A 17,176-nucleotide genomic window follows, 5' to 3' on the forward strand; every position below is an offset into this window, starting at 1 on the left:
CGGCAGGGCGGAGGATCGCCCTTTGATGGATGAAACTGACCTGCAAAAGGACCTTACCATGAGCGAACTCCGGCAGATCGCCTTTTACGGCAAGGGTGGCATCGGCAAATCGACCACCTCACAGAACACCCTCGCGGCACTTGTCGAGATGGGGCAGAAAATCCTGATCGTTGGCTGCGACCCGAAAGCGGACTCCACCCGGCTGATCCTGAACTCCAAGGCCCAGGACACGGTCCTGCACCTGGCCGCCGAGATGGGATCGGTCGAGGATCTGGAGCTCGAGGACGTGCTGAAAGTCGGCTATCAGGACATCAAATGCGTGGAATCCGGCGGCCCCGAGCCGGGCGTTGGCTGCGCCGGTCGCGGTGTCATCACCTCGATCAACTTCCTTGAGGAAAACGGCGCCTATGACGATGTGGACTATGTGTCCTATGACGTTCTGGGCGACGTGGTCTGCGGCGGGTTCGCGATGCCCATCCGCGAGAACAAGGCGCAGGAAATCTATATCGTCATGTCGGGCGAGATGATGGCGCTTTATGCGGCCAACAACATCTCGAAGGGCATTCTGAAATACGCCAACTCGGGCGGAGTGCGCCTGGGCGGGCTGATCTGCAACGAACGCCAGACCGACAAGGAGCTGGAACTGGCCGAGGCGATGGCCGCAAAGCTGGGTTCGAAGCTGATCCATTTCGTGCCGCGCGACAACATCGTGCAACACGCCGAACTGCGCCGCCAGACCGTTCTGCAATACGCCCCCGACAGCCAGCAGGCCGACGAATACCGCCAGCTGGCCAAGAAGATCCACGAGAATTCCGGCAAGGGCGTGATCCCGACCCCGGTCACGATGGACGAGCTGGAAGAGATGCTGATGGAATTCGGCATCATGCAGTCGGAAGAAGAGCGTCTGGCCGCCATCGCCGCCTCGGAAGCGCAGGCCGGCTGAGCACCCCCAGGGGGCCGGGTGCGACCGGCCCTTTTTCCCAAACCCGCAGTGAGAGGAGCCAAAAGAATGGCCAAAGATCACGCAGACGGCCCGGAAGACTATGAAGCCCTGATCGAACAGGTGCTGGAAGCCTATCCCGCCAAAGCCAAGAAGAAGCGCGCCAAGCACCTGCAGGTGTCGGCGCCCGATCCCGAAGCCGAGCCCGATCCCGCGACCGGCATCGCATCGAAATGCGACACGACCAAGTCGAACATCAAGTCGATCCCCGGTGTGATGACCGTGCGCGGCTGTGCCTATGCAGGGTCCAAGGGCGTGGTCTGGGGGCCGGTCAAGGACATGATCCACATCAGCCACGGCCCCGTGGGCTGCGGACAATACAGCTGGTCGCAGCGCCGCAATTACTACATCGGCAAGACCGGCGTCGACAGCTTCGTGACGATGCAGTTCACCACCGATTTCCAGGAAAAGGACATCGTGTTCGGCGGCGACAAGAAGCTGGCCAAGATGATCGACGAGCTGGAAGAGCTGTTCCCGCTGTCGAATGGCACCACGATCCAGTCGGAATGCCCCATTGGCCTGATCGGGGACGACATCGAAGCGGTCGCCAAGCAGAAGAACAAGGAACACGACAAGACGATGGTTCCGGTTCGCTGCGAAGGGTTCCGCGGGGTGTCGCAATCGCTGGGCCACCACATCGCCAACGACGCGGTCCGCGACTGGGTCTATGAAAAGGGCGATGGCGGCGCGGCCAAGGATTACGAGCCCGGCCCCTATGACGTGAATGTCATCGGCGACTATAACATCGGCGGCGACGCATGGGCCTCGCGCATCCTGCTGGAAGAGATGGGCCTGAACGTGGTCGGCAACTGGTCCGGCGACGCGACCCTGGCCGAGATGGAGCGCGCGCCCAAGGCGCGGCTGAACCTGATCCACTGCTATCGGTCGATGAATTACATCTGCCGCTACATGGAAGAGAAGTACGATATCGGCTGGATGGAATACAACTTCTTCGGCCCGACCCAGATCGCGGCGTCGCTGCGCGCCATCGCCGAGAAATTCGACGACAAGATCAAGGAAGGCGCCGAAAAGGTCATCGCCAAGTACCAGCCGCTGGTGGATCAGGTGAACGCCAAGTATCGCCCCCGCCTAGAGGGCAAGTCGGTGATGCTGTACGTGGGCGGGCTGCGTCCGCGCCACGTGGTCACCGCCTATGACGACCTGGGCATGAAGGTGGTCGGCACCGGCTATGAGTTCGGGCATGGCGACGACTACAAACGGACCGGCCATTACGTCAAGGACGGCACGCTGATCTATGACGACGTGACCGGATACGAGCTGGAGAAGTTCATCGAGGGCATCCGCCCCGATCTGGTCGGCTCGGGCATCAAGGAAAAGTACCCGGTGCAGAAGATGGGCATCCCGTTCCGCCAGATGCACAGCTGGGACTATTCCGGCCCCTATCACGGCTATGACGGCTACGCGATCTTTGCCCGCGACATGGACCTGGCGATCAACAACCCCGTCTGGGGCATGTACGACGCCCCCTGGACCCAGCCCGCGGCCATCGCCGCCGAATGATCCCCGCCGGTGCGCGCAGCCCGCGCGCACCGCAACCACCGCGGGGAGGTGTCCCGCCCTCCCCGCGGCCCAAATCTTCAGACAAGGCGCGTCTCGGAATGCGGACGGCCCATAGAAGGATCAAGACTATGCCTCAATCGGCTGACAAAGTGCTCGACCATGCTCCTCTGTTCCGCGAACCGGAATACCAGGAGATGCTGGAAAACAAGAAGGTCAAATATGAATGCGGTCACCCGGACGAACTGGTCCAGGAGATCGGCGACTGGACCAAATCCTGGGAATACCGGGAAAAGAACCTGGCCCGCGAGGCCGCGACGATCAACCCCGCCAAGGCCTGCCAGCCGCTGGGCGCGGTCTTTGCTGGCGCGGGCTACGAAAAGACCATGAGCTTCGTGCATGGCTCGCAAGGCTGCGTGGCCTATTACCGGTCGCACCTGTCGCGCCATTTCAAGGAACCCAGTTCCTGCGTGTCCTCGTCCATGACCGAAGACGCGGCGGTGTTCGGCGGTCTGGTCAACATGGTGGACGGCCTGGCCAACACCAAGGCGCTTTACGACCCCGACATGATCGCCGTTTCAACCACCTGCATGGCCGAGGTGATCGGCGACGACCTGAATTCGTTCATCCTGCAGGCCAAGGAAAAGGGCTCGGTCGCCGAGGATTTCGATGTGCCCTTCGCCCACACGCCCGCTTTCGTCGGCAGCCATATCGATGGCTATGACAACATGCAGAAAGGCATCATCAGCCATTTCTGGAACAAGACCGACGCGCGCACCGAAACCGACAGCATCAACATCATCCCCGGCTTCGACGGGTTCGCGGTCGGCAATGTGCGCGAGCTGAAGCGCATTCTGGCCGAGATGCAGATCACCGGTTACACCATCCTGTCGGACGTATCGGATGTCTATGACACCCCGTCAGATGGCGAATTCCGGATGTATTCGGGCGGCACCAGCCTGGCCGACATGCCCGCGGCCAAGAACGCCAAGGCGACGCTGAGCCTTCAGGAGTTCTGCACGCCCAAGACGCTGGCCTATTGCAAGGAAAAGGGCCAGGAAACCGCGTCCTTCCACTATCCCATGGGCGTCAAGGGCACCGACGCATTCCTGATGAAACTGTCGGAACTGACGGGCAAGGAGATCCCCGAAAGCCTGCGCCTGGAACGCGGCCGCCTGATCGACGCGATGGCCGACAGCCAGGCACACCTGCATGGCAAGACCTATGCGATCTATGGCGATCCGGATTTCGTCTATGCCATGGCCGCGTTCATCCTGGAAACCGGGGGCGAGCCGCGCCACTGTCTGGCCACCAACGGCTCCAAGGCCTGGGCCAAGCAGATGCAGGAACTGTTCGACAGCTCGCCCTTCGGCAAGGAATGTCAGGTCTGGGCCGGCAAGGATCTGTGGCACATGCGCTCGTTCCTGAACACCGAGCCGGTGGATATGCTGATCGGCAATTCCTATGGCAAGTATCTGGAGCGCGACACCGGCACGCCGCTGCTGCGTCTGGCCTTTCCGATCTTCGACCGGCACCATCACCACCGCTTCCCGACGATGTTCTATCAGGGGACGCTGACGGTGCTGGTCAAGGTTCTGGACATGATCTTCGACAAGTTCGACCTGGACACGATCGAACCGGGGGTCACCGATTATTCGTTCGACCTGACACGCTGATCTCTCCGCGACTGCCACCCCCAAGCTGGCAAGACGCACCTGACCGGCCGCTCCGTGCGGCCGGTCCTTTTTTGTTGATGAGGGCCAGTCCAGACAGCGCGCCGCAATGTCGTGTCGCATCACCGACAATCGCGCACGAAAATCGCACTTTGCCGCCCACAACGGCCGATCCGCCACTTGGCACGGTTGATGCTTGAGAAAGGGCAGAAAGCGGTGGAGAGCCAGATGTCCGATGCGCTGAAAAGCAAGATCAACGATGTGTTCAACGAACCCGCCTGCGGGCACAACGTGAACAAGACCGAGCAGCAGCGCAAGAAGGGCTGCGCCAAGCCGCTGACCCCCGGCGCGGCGGCGGGCGGCTGTGCCTTTGACGGGGCCAAGATCGTGCTGCAACCCATTGTCGATGTCGCCCATCTGGTCCACGCGCCGCTGGCCTGCGAGGGCAATGGCTGGGACAATCGCGGCGCGGCCTCGTCGGGGTCGGAACGCTATCGCACCGGGTTCACCACCGACCTGACCGAGCTGGATATCGTCATGGGCCATGGCGAAAAGAAGCTGTTCCGGTCGATCCGCGAGGTGATCGAGGCCGAAAATCCCCCCGCCGTCTTCGTCTATGCCACCTGTGTGCCGGCGCTGATCGGCGATGACATCGACGCCGTCTGCAAGGCCGCGACCCAGACCTTCGGCGTGCCCTGCATCCCGGTCAATGCGCCGGGCTATGTCGGGTCCAAGAACCTGGGCAACAAGCTGGCGGGCGAGGCGATGCTGGATCACGTGATCGGCACGGTGGAGCCCGCGGAATGCACGCCCTATGACCTGAACTTCGTCGGCGATTACAACCTGTCGGGCGAGCTGTGGCAGGTCAAGCCGCTGCTGGACCGGCTGGGCATCCGCATCCTGGGATCACTGTCGGCGGACGCGCGCTATAAACAGGTCGCGATGATGCACCGCGCCCGGGTGACGATGATGGTCTGTTCCAAGGCGCTGATCAACGTGGCCCGCAAGCTGGAAGAAAATTACGGGATCCCCTATTTCGAGGGGTCTTTCTACGGCATCTCGGACACGTCGGACAGCCTGCGCCAGATGTGCCGCATCATGATCGAGCGCGGCGCCGCGCCCGAGCTGATGGATCGCTGCGAGGCGCTGATCGCCGAGGAAGAAGCCAATATCTGGGCCCAGCTGGAACAGTTCCGCCCCCGCGTCGCGGGCAAGAAGGTGCTGCTTTATACCGGCGGCCACAAAAGCTGGTCCGTCGTCGCCGCGCTTCAGGAACTGGGGATGGAGGTGATCGGCACCTCGGTCCGCAAGGCCACCGAGGGCGACAAGGACCGCGTCAAGGACATCATGGGCGATGACAAGCACATGTTCGACAACATGGCGCCCAAGGACATGTACCGCCTGCTGAAAGAGGCAAAGGCCGATGTGCTGATGTCGGGCGGGCGCAGCCAGTTCGTGGCGCTGAAGGCCAAGATGCCCTGGGTCGACGTGAACCAGGAAAAACACGAACCCTATGCCGGTTACATGGGGATGGTCGATCTGGTCCGCGCCATCGACCGGGCGGTGAACAATCCGATGTGGGCCGACCTGCGCGGCCCGGCCCCGTGGGACGAACCGGTCGCCAGTCAGGGCGCTTATGTCCCGCCGCTGCGCGGGACCTGTCCGGTCACCAATGCCAGCACGCCGGGGGTGACCATCCCCGTCGCGGATGCGGCGTTCGGCCCGTCCTCGGACACCGATTTCGAGGATTGCTGAGATGGCCCGCATCACCCACCCCAAACGCGCATTGTCGACGAACCCGCTGAAATCCTCGGCCCCGCTGGGGGCCGCGCTGGCCTATTTGGGTATGGACGGGGCGGTGCCGCTGTTTCACGGCTCGCAAGGGTGCACCGCCTTTGCGATGGTCCATCTGGTGCGCCATTTCAAGGAAGCCGTGCCGCTGCAGACCACGGCGATGAACGAGGTTTCGACGATCCTGGGCGGGGCCGACCAGATCGAAGAGGCCATCGAAAACCTGCGCAAGAAATCCAACCCGCGCTTCATCGGCATCGCCTCGACCGCGCTGACCGAAACCCGGGGCGAGGATGTGGTGGGCGAGCTGAAGGACATCGTCGCCCGGCGCAGCGATTTCGCCGATACCGCGATCGTCTATGCCTCGACCCCCGATTTCAGCGGCGGGATGGAGGACGGCTGGGCCAAGGCGGTCGAGGCGATCGTCGCCGCGCTGCTGCCCGATATCGACCCGGTCTTTCGCAAGACCGAACCGCGCCAGGTGAACCTGCTGTGCGGATCGTACCTGACCCCGGTCGAGATCGAAGAGATCGTGCGCCTGATCCGTGCCTTCGGGCTATCGCCCATCGTGCTGCCGGATATCTCGACCTCGTTGGACGGGCATATGTCCGACAACTGGTCGGGGACCTCTCTGGGGGGGACGACCCGCGCCGATGTCGCCAGGATGACCGAAAGCGCCTTTACCCTGGCCATCGGCGAAAGCATGCGCGGCGCGGCCAAGTTGATCGAAGACAGGGCCTTTGTTCCCTATCGCGTGTTCCAGTCGGTCACCGGCCTGAAACCTGTGGATGCGCTGGTGCGCACGCTGATGGGGGTGTCGGGGCAGCCCGACGCGCCGCCATCTGTCAAACGCGACCGGTCGCGCCTGATCGACGCCGCGCTGGACGCGCATTTCCATATCGGCGGGCTGAAGGTCGCGATGGGCGCCGATCCCGATCTCCTGTTTGCGCTGTCAAACTGCCTGAGCGGCATGGGCGCGCAGATCGTCACCGCCGTCAGCACCACCACCGCCAATCCCGTGGCCGAACGGGTGCCGGCGGACACGGTGCTGATCGGCGATCTGGGCGATCTGGAACGGCACGCGGGCCAATCCGGCGCGCAGATGCTGATCACCCATGCCCATGGCCGCCACGCGGCGCAGCGGCTGCAGCTGCCGCTGTTGCGCGCGGGCTTTCCGATTTTCGACCGTCTGGGCGCCCAGGACATCTGCCGCGTCGGCTATCGCGGCACGCGCGCGTTCCTCTACGAGGTCGCGAATATCGTCCAGGCCCGGCACCACCGCGCGCGTCCCGAAGATTTCGGCGCCGCCCCAATTCCCGAGGAGTTCGAGCATGACCCGCACCCTGCGTCTCATTGATACCAACGCCCCCGATCCGGCCGAAAGGCCGCTGCGCGTGGCCATCGCCACCAACGATCTGGAAAACCTGAACGCGCATTTCGGGTCGGCGAAGAAATTCGCGATCTACGATGTCACGACCACGGGCGTGCAGTTCATCCAGGCGGTTGGGTTCGACGATGTGACGACCCAGTCGGGCAAACACGACGATATCGACGACAAGATCACCCCCAAGGTCGCGGCCCTGAGCGGCTGCGCGCTGCTGTTCGCGCTGGCCATCGGCGGCCCGTCCGCCGCCAAGGTGGTCAAGGCCGGGGTGCACCCGATCAAGCGCAAGCAGGCCGAGCCGATCCCGGCGGTTCTGGATCAGGTCCAGACCATGCTGAAGGGCACGCCGCCCCCCTTCCTGCGCAAGATCCTGGGCCGCGCCGACAAGCCCAGCTTCATGGACGATTACGAAACCGAAGGATACGCCCAATGAGTGACGCAGCCGACATCGCCGCCCCCCGTGGCGGCGAGATGACCGAAAGCCCGTTCCTGAAACAGCTGGCCGCGGTGATCCGCGCCGAAGACAGCTATGGCACCTGGGACGACAAGACCGATGCCGACATCATGGCCGAATTCATCGTCACCGCCGACGAACGCCGCGAGATCCCGATCATCGGCGATCCCGATCCCGACGTGATGTGGCGGATCGGCAAGTTCTATGACGCGGTCGGGCTGATGATCGAAAAGGAAACCGGCTGCATGGCCAGCCAGATGCAGAAGATGAGCCACGAGGGGTTCGGCCGGATCGTCCTGATCGCGGGCAAGCTGGTCGTGGTGTCAAAGCACCTGCGCGACGTGCACCGGTTCGGCTTCACCACCTGGGACAAGCTGGCCCAGGGCGGCGAGAAGATCGTGGCGCAGGCGGTCGAGGTCATCGAACGCTTCCCCGATGCGGCCCGCGCGTAATGATCCAGATCGTCCTGCCCTTTTCCCGCCCCGGCGCGGCGCCGCGCAAGCCGCTGCCGCCAGTCAAGCTGAAACCGTCCACCGGACGCACCGCCGCCAGCCGCCGGCTGCGCAGCGCGCGCGTCAAACCCGAAAGGAAACCGACATGAGCATCGAAGAGCTGCAAGCCAGGGTCAAGAAACTGTCGATGCGGTCGACCACGGCCAAGATGAACCTGCATGACCTGTCCGAGGAATTGCCGACCGACTGGGAAAAGATCCCCGACGTGGCCCAGGAAACCTTCGAGGTGTTCCGCGAACTGGCCGACGCGCGCAAGGCGCTGAAGGCCGCCCGGAAAGCCGAGGAGGTCTGAGCCATGCCCATGGTGGCCTATAACCGGGGCGGGGCGGAATACACGCCGGAATTCCTGATGGCGATCGACGACAAGAAATGCATCGGCTGCGGGCGCTGCTACAAGGTCTGTGGCCGGGATGTCATGACGCTGAAGGGGATCACCGACGAGGATATGGTGGTCGAACTGGATGACGAGGAATACGAGGACGACATCGAACGGCGGGTGATGGTGATGACGAACCCCGACAATTGCATCGGATGCGGCGCCTGCAACCGGGTCTGTCCCAGCGATTGCCAGACCCATGCACCGCTTGATTGAGGCGACCCAGGTCAAACCGACGCTGCTGCGCACCCTGATCCGGTCCGATTTCGCCTGTATCCTGTCGCTGGCGCTGGAAGAGCGCGAGGCCGGTCTGGGCAGCCTGCCGGAACGGCTGGGGGTGATGCCCGCCCAACTGGCCGAGCTGGCCGATACCTGGTTTCCCGATCTGCACCTGCCCGATCTTGACGCGCCCGATCCGCAGCGCCCCGCCGATCAGGATGCGATCGCACTGCTGTTGCTGTGGCGCGGCGGTGGGCGGGCGCCGGAAAGCCACTGGCTGGCGGCCATGATCGGACGCCGCGCGCTGGAACGGCGCCACCTGTGGCAGGATATGGGCCTGCCCAGCCGGGCCGCGCTGGGCGACCTGATCGCCCGGCATTTCCCCCGGATCTATGCCGCCAACCACCAGAACATGCGCTGGAAGAAATTCTTTTATCGCCAGATCTGTTCGGACAGTGATTTCGCGCTGTGCCTGTCGCCCACCTGCGACGATTGCAAAGAACGCGCCGATTGTTTCGCCGACGACTAGGGGCGCGGATGACATCACCCGACGACGATACCGCCGCCGCATTGGACCTGCTTCGGGGCGGGGCCGCCCGCGCCCGCAGCGATCCCGCCCGGTCCGAAGCCGCGCTGCAACAGGCGCTGCGCCTTGCGCCCCAGGATTTCGATGTGCGGCTGGGGGCCTATCGGTTCTATTTCTACAACCACCGCTATGACGACGCGTTGCCCCATTGCGCCGCGCTGATCGCGCATGCCGCGCGGCGGCTGAACATCGCCGCCGACTGGCGGTCGGTCGGGCCCGGGGACGCGCCCTTTGCCGAAGCCGAATTCGCACCGGGCCTGTATCTGCAGGCGCTGATCGCCTGGGGCTATTGCCACCTGCGCCTGGGCGACCATGACACCGCCCGGGCCGCCCTGTCGAAATGTGTTGCGCTCGATCCCGGCGACCGGTTCGGCGCTGCCGCGATCCTGGGGCATCTGCACGACCGCCTAAACGATTCCGCCACCTGAGCGGCGCGGACTGTCAGAAAACCGTCATTGTCGCATCCCTGTCGTCGCACGGCCCTGGCGCGCCAATCACGATAACCCACTGATAAATAGCGAAAACCAGCTTGGCACGGCTTTTGCTTTGATCCCATCGAAGCGCGACTTTTCCAGACAGGAGAGAAAAATGCTCGAACTCACTGACACCGCGAAACAGGCCATACGGTCGGCCATAGACGGCGCCGGACAGCAGGTCGCCGGGCTGCGCGTGATGGTCCAGGACGGCGGCTGCGCGGGTTTGAAATACGGCATGGCGCTGGAACTGGACCAGCAGGACGACGATGCCGTGATCGAAGCCGATGGTGTTGTGGTCCTGATCGACCCGGCCAGCCAGGAACATCTGAACGGCACGACGATCGACTATGTCACGTCGCTGGAAGGGTCCGGTTTCGTCTTCAACAACCCCAACGCCACCAAAAGCTGCGGTTGCGGCAAATCATTCTGCTGAGGAGGCCTGCCATGTGGGAATACAGCGAAAAGGTAAAGGACCACTTCTTCAACCCGCGCAATGCTGGCGCGATGGAGGACGCCAATGCGGTGGGCGAGGTCGGCTCGTTGTCCTGTGGCGATGCGCTGAAGCTGATGCTGAAGGTCAACCCCGAGACCGACATCATCGAGGACGCGAAATTCCAGACCTTCGGCTGCGGCTCGGCCATCGCCTCGTCCTCGGCGCTGACCGAGCTGGTGATCGGCAAGACCATCGACGAGGCCCGCGCGCTGACCAACCAGGACATCGCCGAATTCCTTGACGGCTTGCCGCCCGAGAAGATGCATTGCTCGGTCATGGGGCAAGAGGCGCTGACCGCCGCCGTCGCCGCCTGGAAGGGCGAAGAGCTGGAAGAGGACGACCACGAGGAAGGCGCGCTGATCTGTAAATGCTTTGCCGTCGATGCGGGCATGATCGAACGCGCGATCCGCACCAACAAGCTGACCACGCTGGAAATGGTGACCTTCTATACCAAGGCGGGCGGCGGGTGCAGTTCCTGCCGCGAACCGCTGGAAGAGCTTCTGTCCGACGTGAATGCCGCCATGGTCGCCGAAGGGGTGATCGCGGCGGCGGATGCCTTCGTGTTCGGCGCGGCCCCCGTCGCGCCCCCGCCGCAGAAAAAGACCACCGGCTTCGTCATCCCCGACATGCCGCCCGACCCGCCCGCCACCGCCGCGCCTGAACCGATCGCCATCCAGCCGATCCGGGTCAAGCCCGCCACCGCTGCCAAGCTGCCCCCGGCACCGGCGCCGGAAACCGCGACCTCGCCCAAGGGGTTGTCGCTCGCCCAGGAAACCATCGCCATCGCCCGCATCATCGAGGAAATGCGCCCGATCTTTCAGGCAGATGGCGGCGACGTGATCCTGATGGATGTCGACGGCAACAAGGTCTCGGTCGAGATGACGGGCGCCTGCGCGGGCTGCCAGATCGCATCGCTGACACTGGGCGGGCTGCGCAAGCGGATCCGCGACGAACTGGAACGCGATTTCATCGTCGTTCCGGCCCCGAAAAACTGATGGAGCGCGCCATGGACCCGATCTATCTGGACAACAACGCCACCACGCGGGTCTTCCCCGAGGTGGTGCAGGAAATGCTGCCCTTTTTCACCGAACAGTTCGGCAATGCCTCGTCGATCCATGCCTTCGGCGAGGAGGTGGGCAGCGCCATGCGCACGGCCCGCCGGGCGGTGCAGGCGCTGATCGGCGCGGAACATGATCACGAGATCATCTTTACCTCGGGCGGGACGGAATCCAACAACGCCGCAATCCGTTCGGCGCTGGCCGCCAATCCGGCCCGGAACGAACTGATCACCTCGGCCGTCGAACACCCGGCGATCCTGTCGCTGGCCGACTGGCTGGAAAAGCACGAGGGCGTGGTCGTCCACCGCATCCCCGTCGACGGCAAGGGGCGGCTGGATATCGACGCCTATCGCGCCGCACTGGGGCCGAAGACCGCCCTGGTCAGTTTCATGTGGGCCAATAACGAGACCGGCACGATCTTCCCGGTCGACGGTCTGGCCGATCTGGCCCATGACGCGGGCGCGCTGTTTCACACCGATGCGGTACAGGCGGCGGGCAAGGTGCCGATCGACCTGAAATCGACCGAGATCGACATGCTGTCGCTTTCCTCGCACAAGCTGCACGGGCCAAAGGGCTTGGGCGCGCTTTACCTGCGCAAGGGCACGCGGTTCCGGCCGCTGCTGCGCGGCGGGCATCAGGAACGCGGCCGCCGGGGCGGCACCGAAAACGCCCCTGCGATCATCGGTCTGGGCAAGGCCGCCGAGATGACGCTGGCCACCATGGCCCAGGATCTGCCCCGGATCGAGGCGCTGCGCAACCGGCTGGAAAACGGCATCGTCCAGAAGGTCGGGCATTGCTTCATCACCGGCGACACGCGCGACCGGCTGCCCAACACATCGACCATCGCCTTCGAATATATCGAGGGCGAGGCGATCCTGATGCTGCTGAACAAGCAGGGGATTGCGGCTTCGTCGGGGTCGGCCTGCACCTCGGGCTCGTTGGAGCCCAGCCATGTGCTCAGGGCGATGGACATCCCCTTTACCGCCGCCCATGGCGCGATCCGGTTCTCGCTGTCGCGCGAAACGACCGAGGCCGAGATCGACCGCGTGATCGACGCCGTGCCCGCAATCATCGATCAGTTGCGCGACATGTCGCCCTTCTGGTCGACCGAAGGCGGCGTCGCGGCCTTCAACCCCGAATACGCCTGAGGGGCCGCGCGATGACACAGCCCGCCTTTGCCCATTCCGCCGCGCCCGCCCCGGGCAAGGTCACGATCTGCGACACCACCCTGCGCGATGGCGAACAGACCGCCGGGGTGGCTTTCAGCCTGAGCGAGAAATGCGCCATTGCCCTTGCGCTGGATGCGGTGGGCGTGGCCGAGGTCGAAATCGGTGTCGCCGCGATGGGCCATCAGGAAATCGCCGAGATGCGCGCCATCGCCGCCACGCTGGAACGCGCGGCGCCGGTCGTCTGGACGCGCCTGCGGCGGGGCGATATCGAACTGGCCCGCCAGACCGGCGTGCGGCGGCTGCATATCGCGGTGCCCACCTCGGACGCACAGGTCAGCGGCAAGCTGCGCACCGACCGCGCCTGGGTCCTGGAGGAAACCGCGCGGCTGGTGCGGCACGCGGTCGGGCTTGGCTTCGGCGTTTCGGTCGGCGCCGAGGATGCCAGCCGGACCGAGCTGGGCTTTCTGATCCGCCTGGCCGATGTCGCCGCGCGGGCGGGTGCGATCCGGTTCCGCATTGCCGACACGCTGGGCATCCTGAACCCGTTTGCCGCGCATCGCCTGGTCTGCGACCTGACCGGGGCGGTTCGGCTGCCCGTCGAATTTCACGCCCATAACGATTTCGGGATGGCCACCGCCAACACGCTGGTCGCGGCCAGCGCGGGCGCGCCGTTCCTGTCGGTCACGGTCAACGGGCTGGGCGAACGGGCCGGCAACGCCGCGCTGGAAGAGGTCGCCGCCGCGCTGGAGGCCGCGGGCGTCGCGACCGGCATCACCCTGAACACCCTGCCCCAGCTTTCGGCGCTGGTCGCGACCGCATCGGCGCGCCCGCTGCCCGCGGCCAAGCCCATCGTGGGCGAATATGTCTTCACCCACGAGGCCGGCATTCACGTCGACGGCTTGCTGAAGGACCGCCGCGTATACGAGGCCGCGGTGATCGCACCCGACCGGTTCGGGCGGGCACATCGGCTGGTGGTGGGCAAACATTCGGGTGTCAGCGGTCTTTGCCATGCCCTGCGCGAAGCCGGGCTGCCCGACGATCCCGACACCGCGCGGGCGCTGCTGCCGTTTCTGCGCGCCTGGGCAAACGGGGCCAAGCGCCCCGCCGGACCGGCGGATCTGGCCCAACTGATGCAGGCGCTGCCGCCCCTGCACCATGGCGGGGGCACCGCGACAGGGGGGCTGGCATGAGGCTGGGCTTCCGGACATTGGTCGCGCGCGACTTCGCCGCCATCCGGGCCCGCGACCCGGCGGCACGCGGGGCGCTGGAAACCGCGCTGTGCTATCCCGGCCTGCACGCCACATTCGTCTATCGGATCGCCAATGCGCTCTGGCGGCGCAATTTCCGCTTCGGCGCGCGGTTCATGTCCTATCTTGCCCGCGCGTTTACCGGCATCGACATCCACCCCGGCGCGACCATCGGTCCGGGCTTCTTTATCGACCATGGGGCGGGCGTGGTGATCGGCGAAACCGCCGAGGTCGGCGCCGATGTGACGCTTTATCACGGGGTGACACTGGGCGGCGTGTCCTGGTCGCCCGGCAAGCGCCACCCCACCCTGGGCGATGGCGCCATGGTCGGCGCGGGCGCCAAGATCCTGGGGCCGGTCACGGTGGGCGCCGGTGTCCGCGTCGGCGCGAATTCGGTCGTGGTGTCCGATGTCCCGGACGAGGCCACGGTGATCGGCATCCCCGCCCGCATCGTGCAGACCGACCTGAAACCGTCGGCCGATCCGCTGCGCGTGAACCTGGACCACCACCTGATGCCAGACCCGGTCGGCCGCGCGCTGGCCCGTCTGGCCGACCGCACGGCCTTTCTGGAGGCCCGCCTGAATGCCCGACAGGGGCATATCCCGCCCATCGGCGACCCCAACAAGAAACCCCAAAGGGCCGATTGCCCGCTTTGACCAACAGGAGACAGCCATGACATCCAGCTATGAACAAAACGGCGTATTGACCCATATCGCCAACCTCTCCTCGGCCGAGGATATCTTTACCTATCTGCTGCTGCCCTTCGAACAGGAGGTGCTGAACGTCTCGCGCCTGCACATCATGAAACGCATGGGCCAATACCTGAAAACCGCCGATTTCGCCGATCAGGACGAAGAGACGATCTTTCTGGAAACCCGCAAGCAGCTGAAACGCGCCTATCTCGATTTCGTGGAATCGACCCCGTTGCGGGAAAAGGTGTTCAAGGTCTTTACCGACAAGGCCGCCGAACAGGCCGCCAGCCTGGTTCAGATCGACGCGTCCGGCATGACCGTGCACTAGGCCGGAAAGGAAAGCGTCCGATGGCGAACCGCCCCCTGCGATGGAAACGGCTGGGCCTTGCGCTGCTGGCGGCACTGGGCCTGTCGGCGGCGCGGGCCGAACCGGTGGTCTTTGCCGCCGCATCGACGCGCGCGGCCCTAAGCGCGGCCATCGCGGAGTGCGGCTGCGGCGGGGTGGTGTCCTATGGCGCATCTGGCACGATCGCGCGCCAGATCGCCCAGGGCGCCCCCGCGGATATCTTCCTGAGCGCCAATCCCAGATGGATGGCCCATCTGGTCGATGCCGGGCTGATCGACGCCCAGACGGTACAGGTTCTGGCATCGAACCGGCTGGTGCTGATCGCCCCGCAGGGCCACGCCGAAACCGCCCTGACCGCCGCCGATCTGACGCGGGCGCTGGATGGCGGGTTCTTCGCGGTGGCCGATCCCGATATCGCCCCGGTCGGCCAATATGGCCGCGCCGCGTTACAGGCGCTGGATCTGTGGGCGGCGGTCGAACCCAGCCTGCTGCCGACCCGCAACACGATCGCGACCGTCGCGGCGGTGCGCAGCGGGGCGGCGGCCCTTGGCCTGGTCTATCGCAGCGACACCATCGGGGCGGACGGGGTAACCGTCGCCGCCGCGATCCCCGCCGACAGCCACCCGGCCGTGCAATACCTGATCGCCCCCGTGGCCCAGGGCCGCGACCCGGGCGCCGCCGCCGAGCTGCTCTCCTGTCTGGTGGGCCCGGCGGGACAGGCCCGGTTCGCCGCCTTCGGTTTTGCCCCGGCCAGGGGGGACGGCTCGTGACCTGGACCCTGACAGAGATGGAGCTTCAGGCGCTGATGCTGAGCCTGCGCGCGTCGGTTCTGGCGGTTTTGGTCTCGTTGCCGCCGGCGCTGTTCTTCGGCTGGCTGCTGGCCCGGCGGCGCTTTCCCGGCCATGACCTGCTGAACGCCGCGCTGCACCTGCCGCTGGTGCTGCCGCCGGTGGTGACGGGCTATCTGCTGTTGCTGCTGCTGGGGCGCAATGGCTGGATCGGCGGCCCGCTGGAGCGTCTTTTCGACCTGCGCATCGCGTTTTCCACCACCGCCGTGGTGATCGCGTGTGCCGTCGTGTCCTTTCCGCTGATGCTGCGCGCCATCCGCCAGTCCGCCGAGGCCGCCGATACCCGGCTCGAGACCGCCGCGCGTAGTCTGGGCGCGTCGGAACTGCGCATCCTGCTGACGGTCACGCTGCCGCTTCTGTCGCCGGGGATCCTGACCGGGATGACGCTGGCCTTTGCCCGCGCGGTCGGTGAATTCGGCGCCACGATCACCCTGGCGGCCAACATTCCCGGCCTGACCCAGACCCTGCCGCTGGCGCTTTTTTCGGTAACGCAGGTGCCCGGCGCCGATGCCGCGGCGGCGCGACTGTGCGTGCTGTCGCTTCTGCTGGCCGGTGGAGCGCTTGTCACCGCCGAGGTCATCGCCCGCCGCCTGAACTGGGAGCCGCAGACATGATCGAGATCGACATCGCCAAGCGTCAGGGCGACTTTCACCTGAACATCCAGGCCGCGCTGCCGTTTCAGGGCACATTCGGCCTGATCGGGCCGTCCGGTTCTGGCAAAAGCTCGCTCTTTTCCATGCTGGCGGGGCACAGCGCGCCGGATGCGGGCCATATCCGCATCGCCGGGCGGACGCTGTTTGACGCCCACCGGCGGATCGACGTGCCCCCGGCCCGGCGCGGCATCGGGCTGGTGTTTCAGGACGGGTTGCTGTTTCCGCATATGACCGTGCGCCGCAACCTGACCTATGGGGCGGGTCCCGGCGCGCAGACCCTGTTCGATGAGCTGGTGGACACGCTGCGCCTGGCGCCGCTTCTGAACCGGCGCCCCGCGCGGCTGTCGGGCGGCGAGCGCCAGCGGGTCGCCATCGGGCGCGCGCTGATGGCCCAGCCCCAATTCCTGCTGCTGGACGAGCCCGTCTCGGCGCTGGATCCGGGGCTGCGGGCGGATGTGCTGACGCTGTTGCAGGCGCTGCACCGCCGCACCGGCACGCCGATGATCTATATCAGCCATGCCCCCGAAGAGATCCGCCAGCTGGCAAACACCGTCGTGACGCTGAAAGATGGGGCGATTGCCGACATTTCCCGAAACCCGCACCCCTATCCGCTTGGCGCGCCCGCGCCCGCCAGGGATATGCTGGCCACAGGCTGAAGCCACCACGGAGACACCACCACCC

At 65.3% G+C, this 17,176-nt stretch carries 21 protein-coding genes; all 21 read left to right on the forward strand.

The genetic code is table 11. The annotated features are described in order from the left end of the window. The first annotated feature begins 58 nt into the window (after positions 1-58). The 21 genes from nifH to CLM60_RS17880 all read left to right on the forward strand — a co-directional run bounded on the left by nifH (position 59) and on the right by CLM60_RS17880 (position 17,151). On the forward strand, positions 59-943 hold the full coding sequence (gene nifH / locus CLM60_RS17785; RefSeq protein WP_095590429.1) for a nitrogenase iron protein: 885 nt from the start codon (positions 59-61) through the stop codon (positions 941-943). Between the two features lie 66 nt (positions 944-1,009). Continuing rightward, on the forward strand, positions 1,010-2,521 hold the full coding sequence (gene nifD, locus CLM60_RS17790) for a nitrogenase molybdenum-iron protein alpha chain (RefSeq protein ID WP_095590430.1): 1,512 nt from the start codon (positions 1,010-1,012) through the stop codon (positions 2,519-2,521). A 128-nt stretch (positions 2,522-2,649) separates the two neighbouring features. Then, complete coding sequence (gene nifK, locus CLM60_RS17795) at positions 2,650-4,194, forward strand: nitrogenase molybdenum-iron protein subunit beta (protein WP_095590431.1); 1,545 nt, start codon at positions 2,650-2,652, stop codon at positions 4,192-4,194. A gap of 225 nt (positions 4,195-4,419) precedes the next feature. After that, entirely contained in the window at positions 4,420-5,946 is a 1,527-nt protein-coding gene (nifE, locus tag CLM60_RS17800) for a nitrogenase iron-molybdenum cofactor biosynthesis protein NifE (protein ID WP_095590432.1), read from the forward strand. A 1-nt stretch (position 5,947) separates the two neighbouring features. Beyond that, the gene (gene nifN, locus CLM60_RS17805) at positions 5,948-7,339 is read left to right on the forward strand and encodes a nitrogenase iron-molybdenum cofactor biosynthesis protein NifN (RefSeq protein WP_095590433.1); all 1,392 of its coding nucleotides are present in this window, start codon (positions 5,948-5,950) and stop codon (positions 7,337-7,339) included. Continuing rightward, positions 7,314-7,799 carry a nitrogen fixation protein NifX gene (gene nifX / locus CLM60_RS17810; protein ID WP_095590434.1) on the forward strand — a complete coding sequence of 162 codons (486 nt, stop codon included), beginning with the start codon at positions 7,314-7,316 and terminating at the stop codon, positions 7,797-7,799. Before nifN ends, nifX begins: the two co-directional genes overlap by 26 nt. Continuing rightward, entirely contained in the window at positions 7,796-8,272 is a 477-nt protein-coding gene (locus CLM60_RS17815) for a NifX-associated nitrogen fixation protein (RefSeq protein WP_095590435.1), read from the forward strand. Before nifX ends, CLM60_RS17815 begins: the two co-directional genes overlap by 4 nt. Then, positions 8,272-8,421, forward strand: a complete 150-nt coding sequence (locus tag CLM60_RS21010) for a hypothetical protein (RefSeq protein WP_176473919.1) — start codon at positions 8,272-8,274, stop codon at positions 8,419-8,421. The genes CLM60_RS17815 and CLM60_RS21010 overlap by 1 nt, the downstream gene beginning before the upstream one ends. Then, positions 8,418-8,624, forward strand: a complete 207-nt coding sequence (locus CLM60_RS17820) for a CCE_0567 family metalloprotein (protein WP_095590436.1) — start codon at positions 8,418-8,420, stop codon at positions 8,622-8,624. Before CLM60_RS21010 ends, CLM60_RS17820 begins: the two co-directional genes overlap by 4 nt. Positions 8,625-8,627: 3 nt before the next feature. After that, positions 8,628-8,924 (forward strand): ferredoxin III, nif-specific, encoded by a 297-nt coding sequence (gene fdxB, locus CLM60_RS17825; RefSeq protein ID WP_095590437.1) that lies wholly within the window; start codon positions 8,628-8,630, stop codon positions 8,922-8,924. After that, positions 8,908-9,456 (forward strand): nitrogen fixation protein NifQ, encoded by a 549-nt coding sequence (locus tag CLM60_RS17830; protein ID WP_095590438.1) that lies wholly within the window; start codon positions 8,908-8,910, stop codon positions 9,454-9,456. Before fdxB ends, CLM60_RS17830 begins: the two co-directional genes overlap by 17 nt. Positions 9,457-9,464: 8 nt before the next feature. Next, positions 9,465-9,941, forward strand: a complete 477-nt coding sequence (locus CLM60_RS17835) for a tetratricopeptide repeat protein (protein WP_095590439.1) — start codon at positions 9,465-9,467, stop codon at positions 9,939-9,941. Between the two features lie 160 nt (positions 9,942-10,101). Beyond that, entirely contained in the window at positions 10,102-10,422 is a 321-nt protein-coding gene (locus CLM60_RS17840; RefSeq protein WP_095590440.1) for a HesB/IscA family protein, read from the forward strand. Between the two features lie 11 nt (positions 10,423-10,433). Next, positions 10,434-11,477, forward strand: coding sequence for a Fe-S cluster assembly protein NifU (nifU, locus tag CLM60_RS21430; RefSeq protein WP_095590441.1), 1,044 nt, complete (start codon positions 10,434-10,436; stop codon positions 11,475-11,477). Positions 11,478-11,488: 11 nt separating this feature from the next. Further along, positions 11,489-12,688 carry a cysteine desulfurase NifS gene (nifS, locus tag CLM60_RS17850; protein WP_095590769.1) on the forward strand — a complete coding sequence of 400 codons (1,200 nt, stop codon included), beginning with the start codon at positions 11,489-11,491 and terminating at the stop codon, positions 12,686-12,688. An 11-nt stretch (positions 12,689-12,699) separates the two neighbouring features. Then, complete coding sequence (nifV, locus tag CLM60_RS17855; protein WP_095590442.1) at positions 12,700-13,899, forward strand: homocitrate synthase; 1,200 nt, start codon at positions 12,700-12,702, stop codon at positions 13,897-13,899. Then, complete coding sequence (gene cysE, locus CLM60_RS17860) at positions 13,896-14,612, forward strand: serine O-acetyltransferase (protein WP_095590443.1); 717 nt, start codon at positions 13,896-13,898, stop codon at positions 14,610-14,612. The genes nifV and cysE overlap by 4 nt, the downstream gene beginning before the upstream one ends. Positions 14,613-14,628: 16 nt before the next feature. Next, positions 14,629-14,976 carry a nitrogenase stabilizing/protective protein NifW gene (nifW, locus tag CLM60_RS17865; RefSeq protein WP_095590444.1) on the forward strand — a complete coding sequence of 116 codons (348 nt, stop codon included), beginning with the start codon at positions 14,629-14,631 and terminating at the stop codon, positions 14,974-14,976. A gap of 20 nt (positions 14,977-14,996) precedes the next feature. Then, positions 14,997-15,764, forward strand: a complete 768-nt coding sequence (gene modA, locus CLM60_RS17870; RefSeq protein ID WP_095590445.1) for a molybdate ABC transporter substrate-binding protein — start codon at positions 14,997-14,999, stop codon at positions 15,762-15,764. Then, positions 15,761-16,456, forward strand: a complete 696-nt coding sequence (gene modB / locus CLM60_RS17875; RefSeq protein WP_342745134.1) for a molybdate ABC transporter permease subunit — start codon at positions 15,761-15,763, stop codon at positions 16,454-16,456. The genes modA and modB overlap by 4 nt, the downstream gene beginning before the upstream one ends. Further along, entirely contained in the window at positions 16,453-17,151 is a 699-nt protein-coding gene (locus tag CLM60_RS17880; protein WP_095590447.1) for an ATP-binding cassette domain-containing protein, read from the forward strand. The genes modB and CLM60_RS17880 overlap by 4 nt, the downstream gene beginning before the upstream one ends. Positions 17,152-17,176 lie beyond the last annotated feature (25 nt).

The sequence above is a fragment of the Actibacterium ureilyticum genome, from assembly GCF_002285435.1.
In the GTDB taxonomy this organism is placed as follows: Bacteria; Pseudomonadota; Alphaproteobacteria; order Rhodobacterales; family Rhodobacteraceae; genus Actibacterium_C; species Actibacterium_C ureilyticum.

Coding starts and splice junctions, on each gene's coding strand:
- nifH (WP_095590429.1), top strand. CDS start 59: ATGAGCGAACTCCGGCAGATCGCCTTTTACGGCAAGGGTGGCATCGGC.
- nifD (WP_095590430.1), top strand. CDS start 1,010: ATGGCCAAAGATCACGCAGACGGCCCGGAAGACTATGAAGCCCTGATC.
- nifK (WP_095590431.1), top strand. CDS start 2,650: ATGCCTCAATCGGCTGACAAAGTGCTCGACCATGCTCCTCTGTTCCGC.
- nifE (WP_095590432.1), top strand. CDS start 4,420: ATGTCCGATGCGCTGAAAAGCAAGATCAACGATGTGTTCAACGAACCC.
- nifN (WP_095590433.1), top strand. CDS start 5,948: ATGGCCCGCATCACCCACCCCAAACGCGCATTGTCGACGAACCCGCTG.
- nifX (WP_095590434.1), top strand. CDS start 7,314: ATGACCCGCACCCTGCGTCTCATTGATACCAACGCCCCCGATCCGGCC.
- CLM60_RS17815 (WP_095590435.1), top strand. CDS start 7,796: ATGAGTGACGCAGCCGACATCGCCGCCCCCCGTGGCGGCGAGATGACC.
- CLM60_RS21010 (WP_176473919.1), top strand. CDS start 8,272: ATGATCCAGATCGTCCTGCCCTTTTCCCGCCCCGGCGCGGCGCCGCGC.
- CLM60_RS17820 (WP_095590436.1), top strand. CDS start 8,418: ATGAGCATCGAAGAGCTGCAAGCCAGGGTCAAGAAACTGTCGATGCGG.
- fdxB (WP_095590437.1), top strand. CDS start 8,628: ATGCCCATGGTGGCCTATAACCGGGGCGGGGCGGAATACACGCCGGAA.
- CLM60_RS17830 (WP_095590438.1), top strand. CDS start 8,908: ATGCACCGCTTGATTGAGGCGACCCAGGTCAAACCGACGCTGCTGCGC.
- CLM60_RS17835 (WP_095590439.1), top strand. CDS start 9,465: ATGACATCACCCGACGACGATACCGCCGCCGCATTGGACCTGCTTCGG.
- CLM60_RS17840 (WP_095590440.1), top strand. CDS start 10,102: ATGCTCGAACTCACTGACACCGCGAAACAGGCCATACGGTCGGCCATA.
- nifU (WP_095590441.1), top strand. CDS start 10,434: ATGTGGGAATACAGCGAAAAGGTAAAGGACCACTTCTTCAACCCGCGC.
- nifS (WP_095590769.1), top strand. CDS start 11,489: ATGGACCCGATCTATCTGGACAACAACGCCACCACGCGGGTCTTCCCC.
- nifV (WP_095590442.1), top strand. CDS start 12,700: ATGACACAGCCCGCCTTTGCCCATTCCGCCGCGCCCGCCCCGGGCAAG.
- cysE (WP_095590443.1), top strand. CDS start 13,896: ATGAGGCTGGGCTTCCGGACATTGGTCGCGCGCGACTTCGCCGCCATC.
- nifW (WP_095590444.1), top strand. CDS start 14,629: ATGACATCCAGCTATGAACAAAACGGCGTATTGACCCATATCGCCAAC.
- modA (WP_095590445.1), top strand. CDS start 14,997: ATGGCGAACCGCCCCCTGCGATGGAAACGGCTGGGCCTTGCGCTGCTG.
- CLM60_RS17880 (WP_095590447.1), top strand. CDS start 16,453: ATGATCGAGATCGACATCGCCAAGCGTCAGGGCGACTTTCACCTGAAC.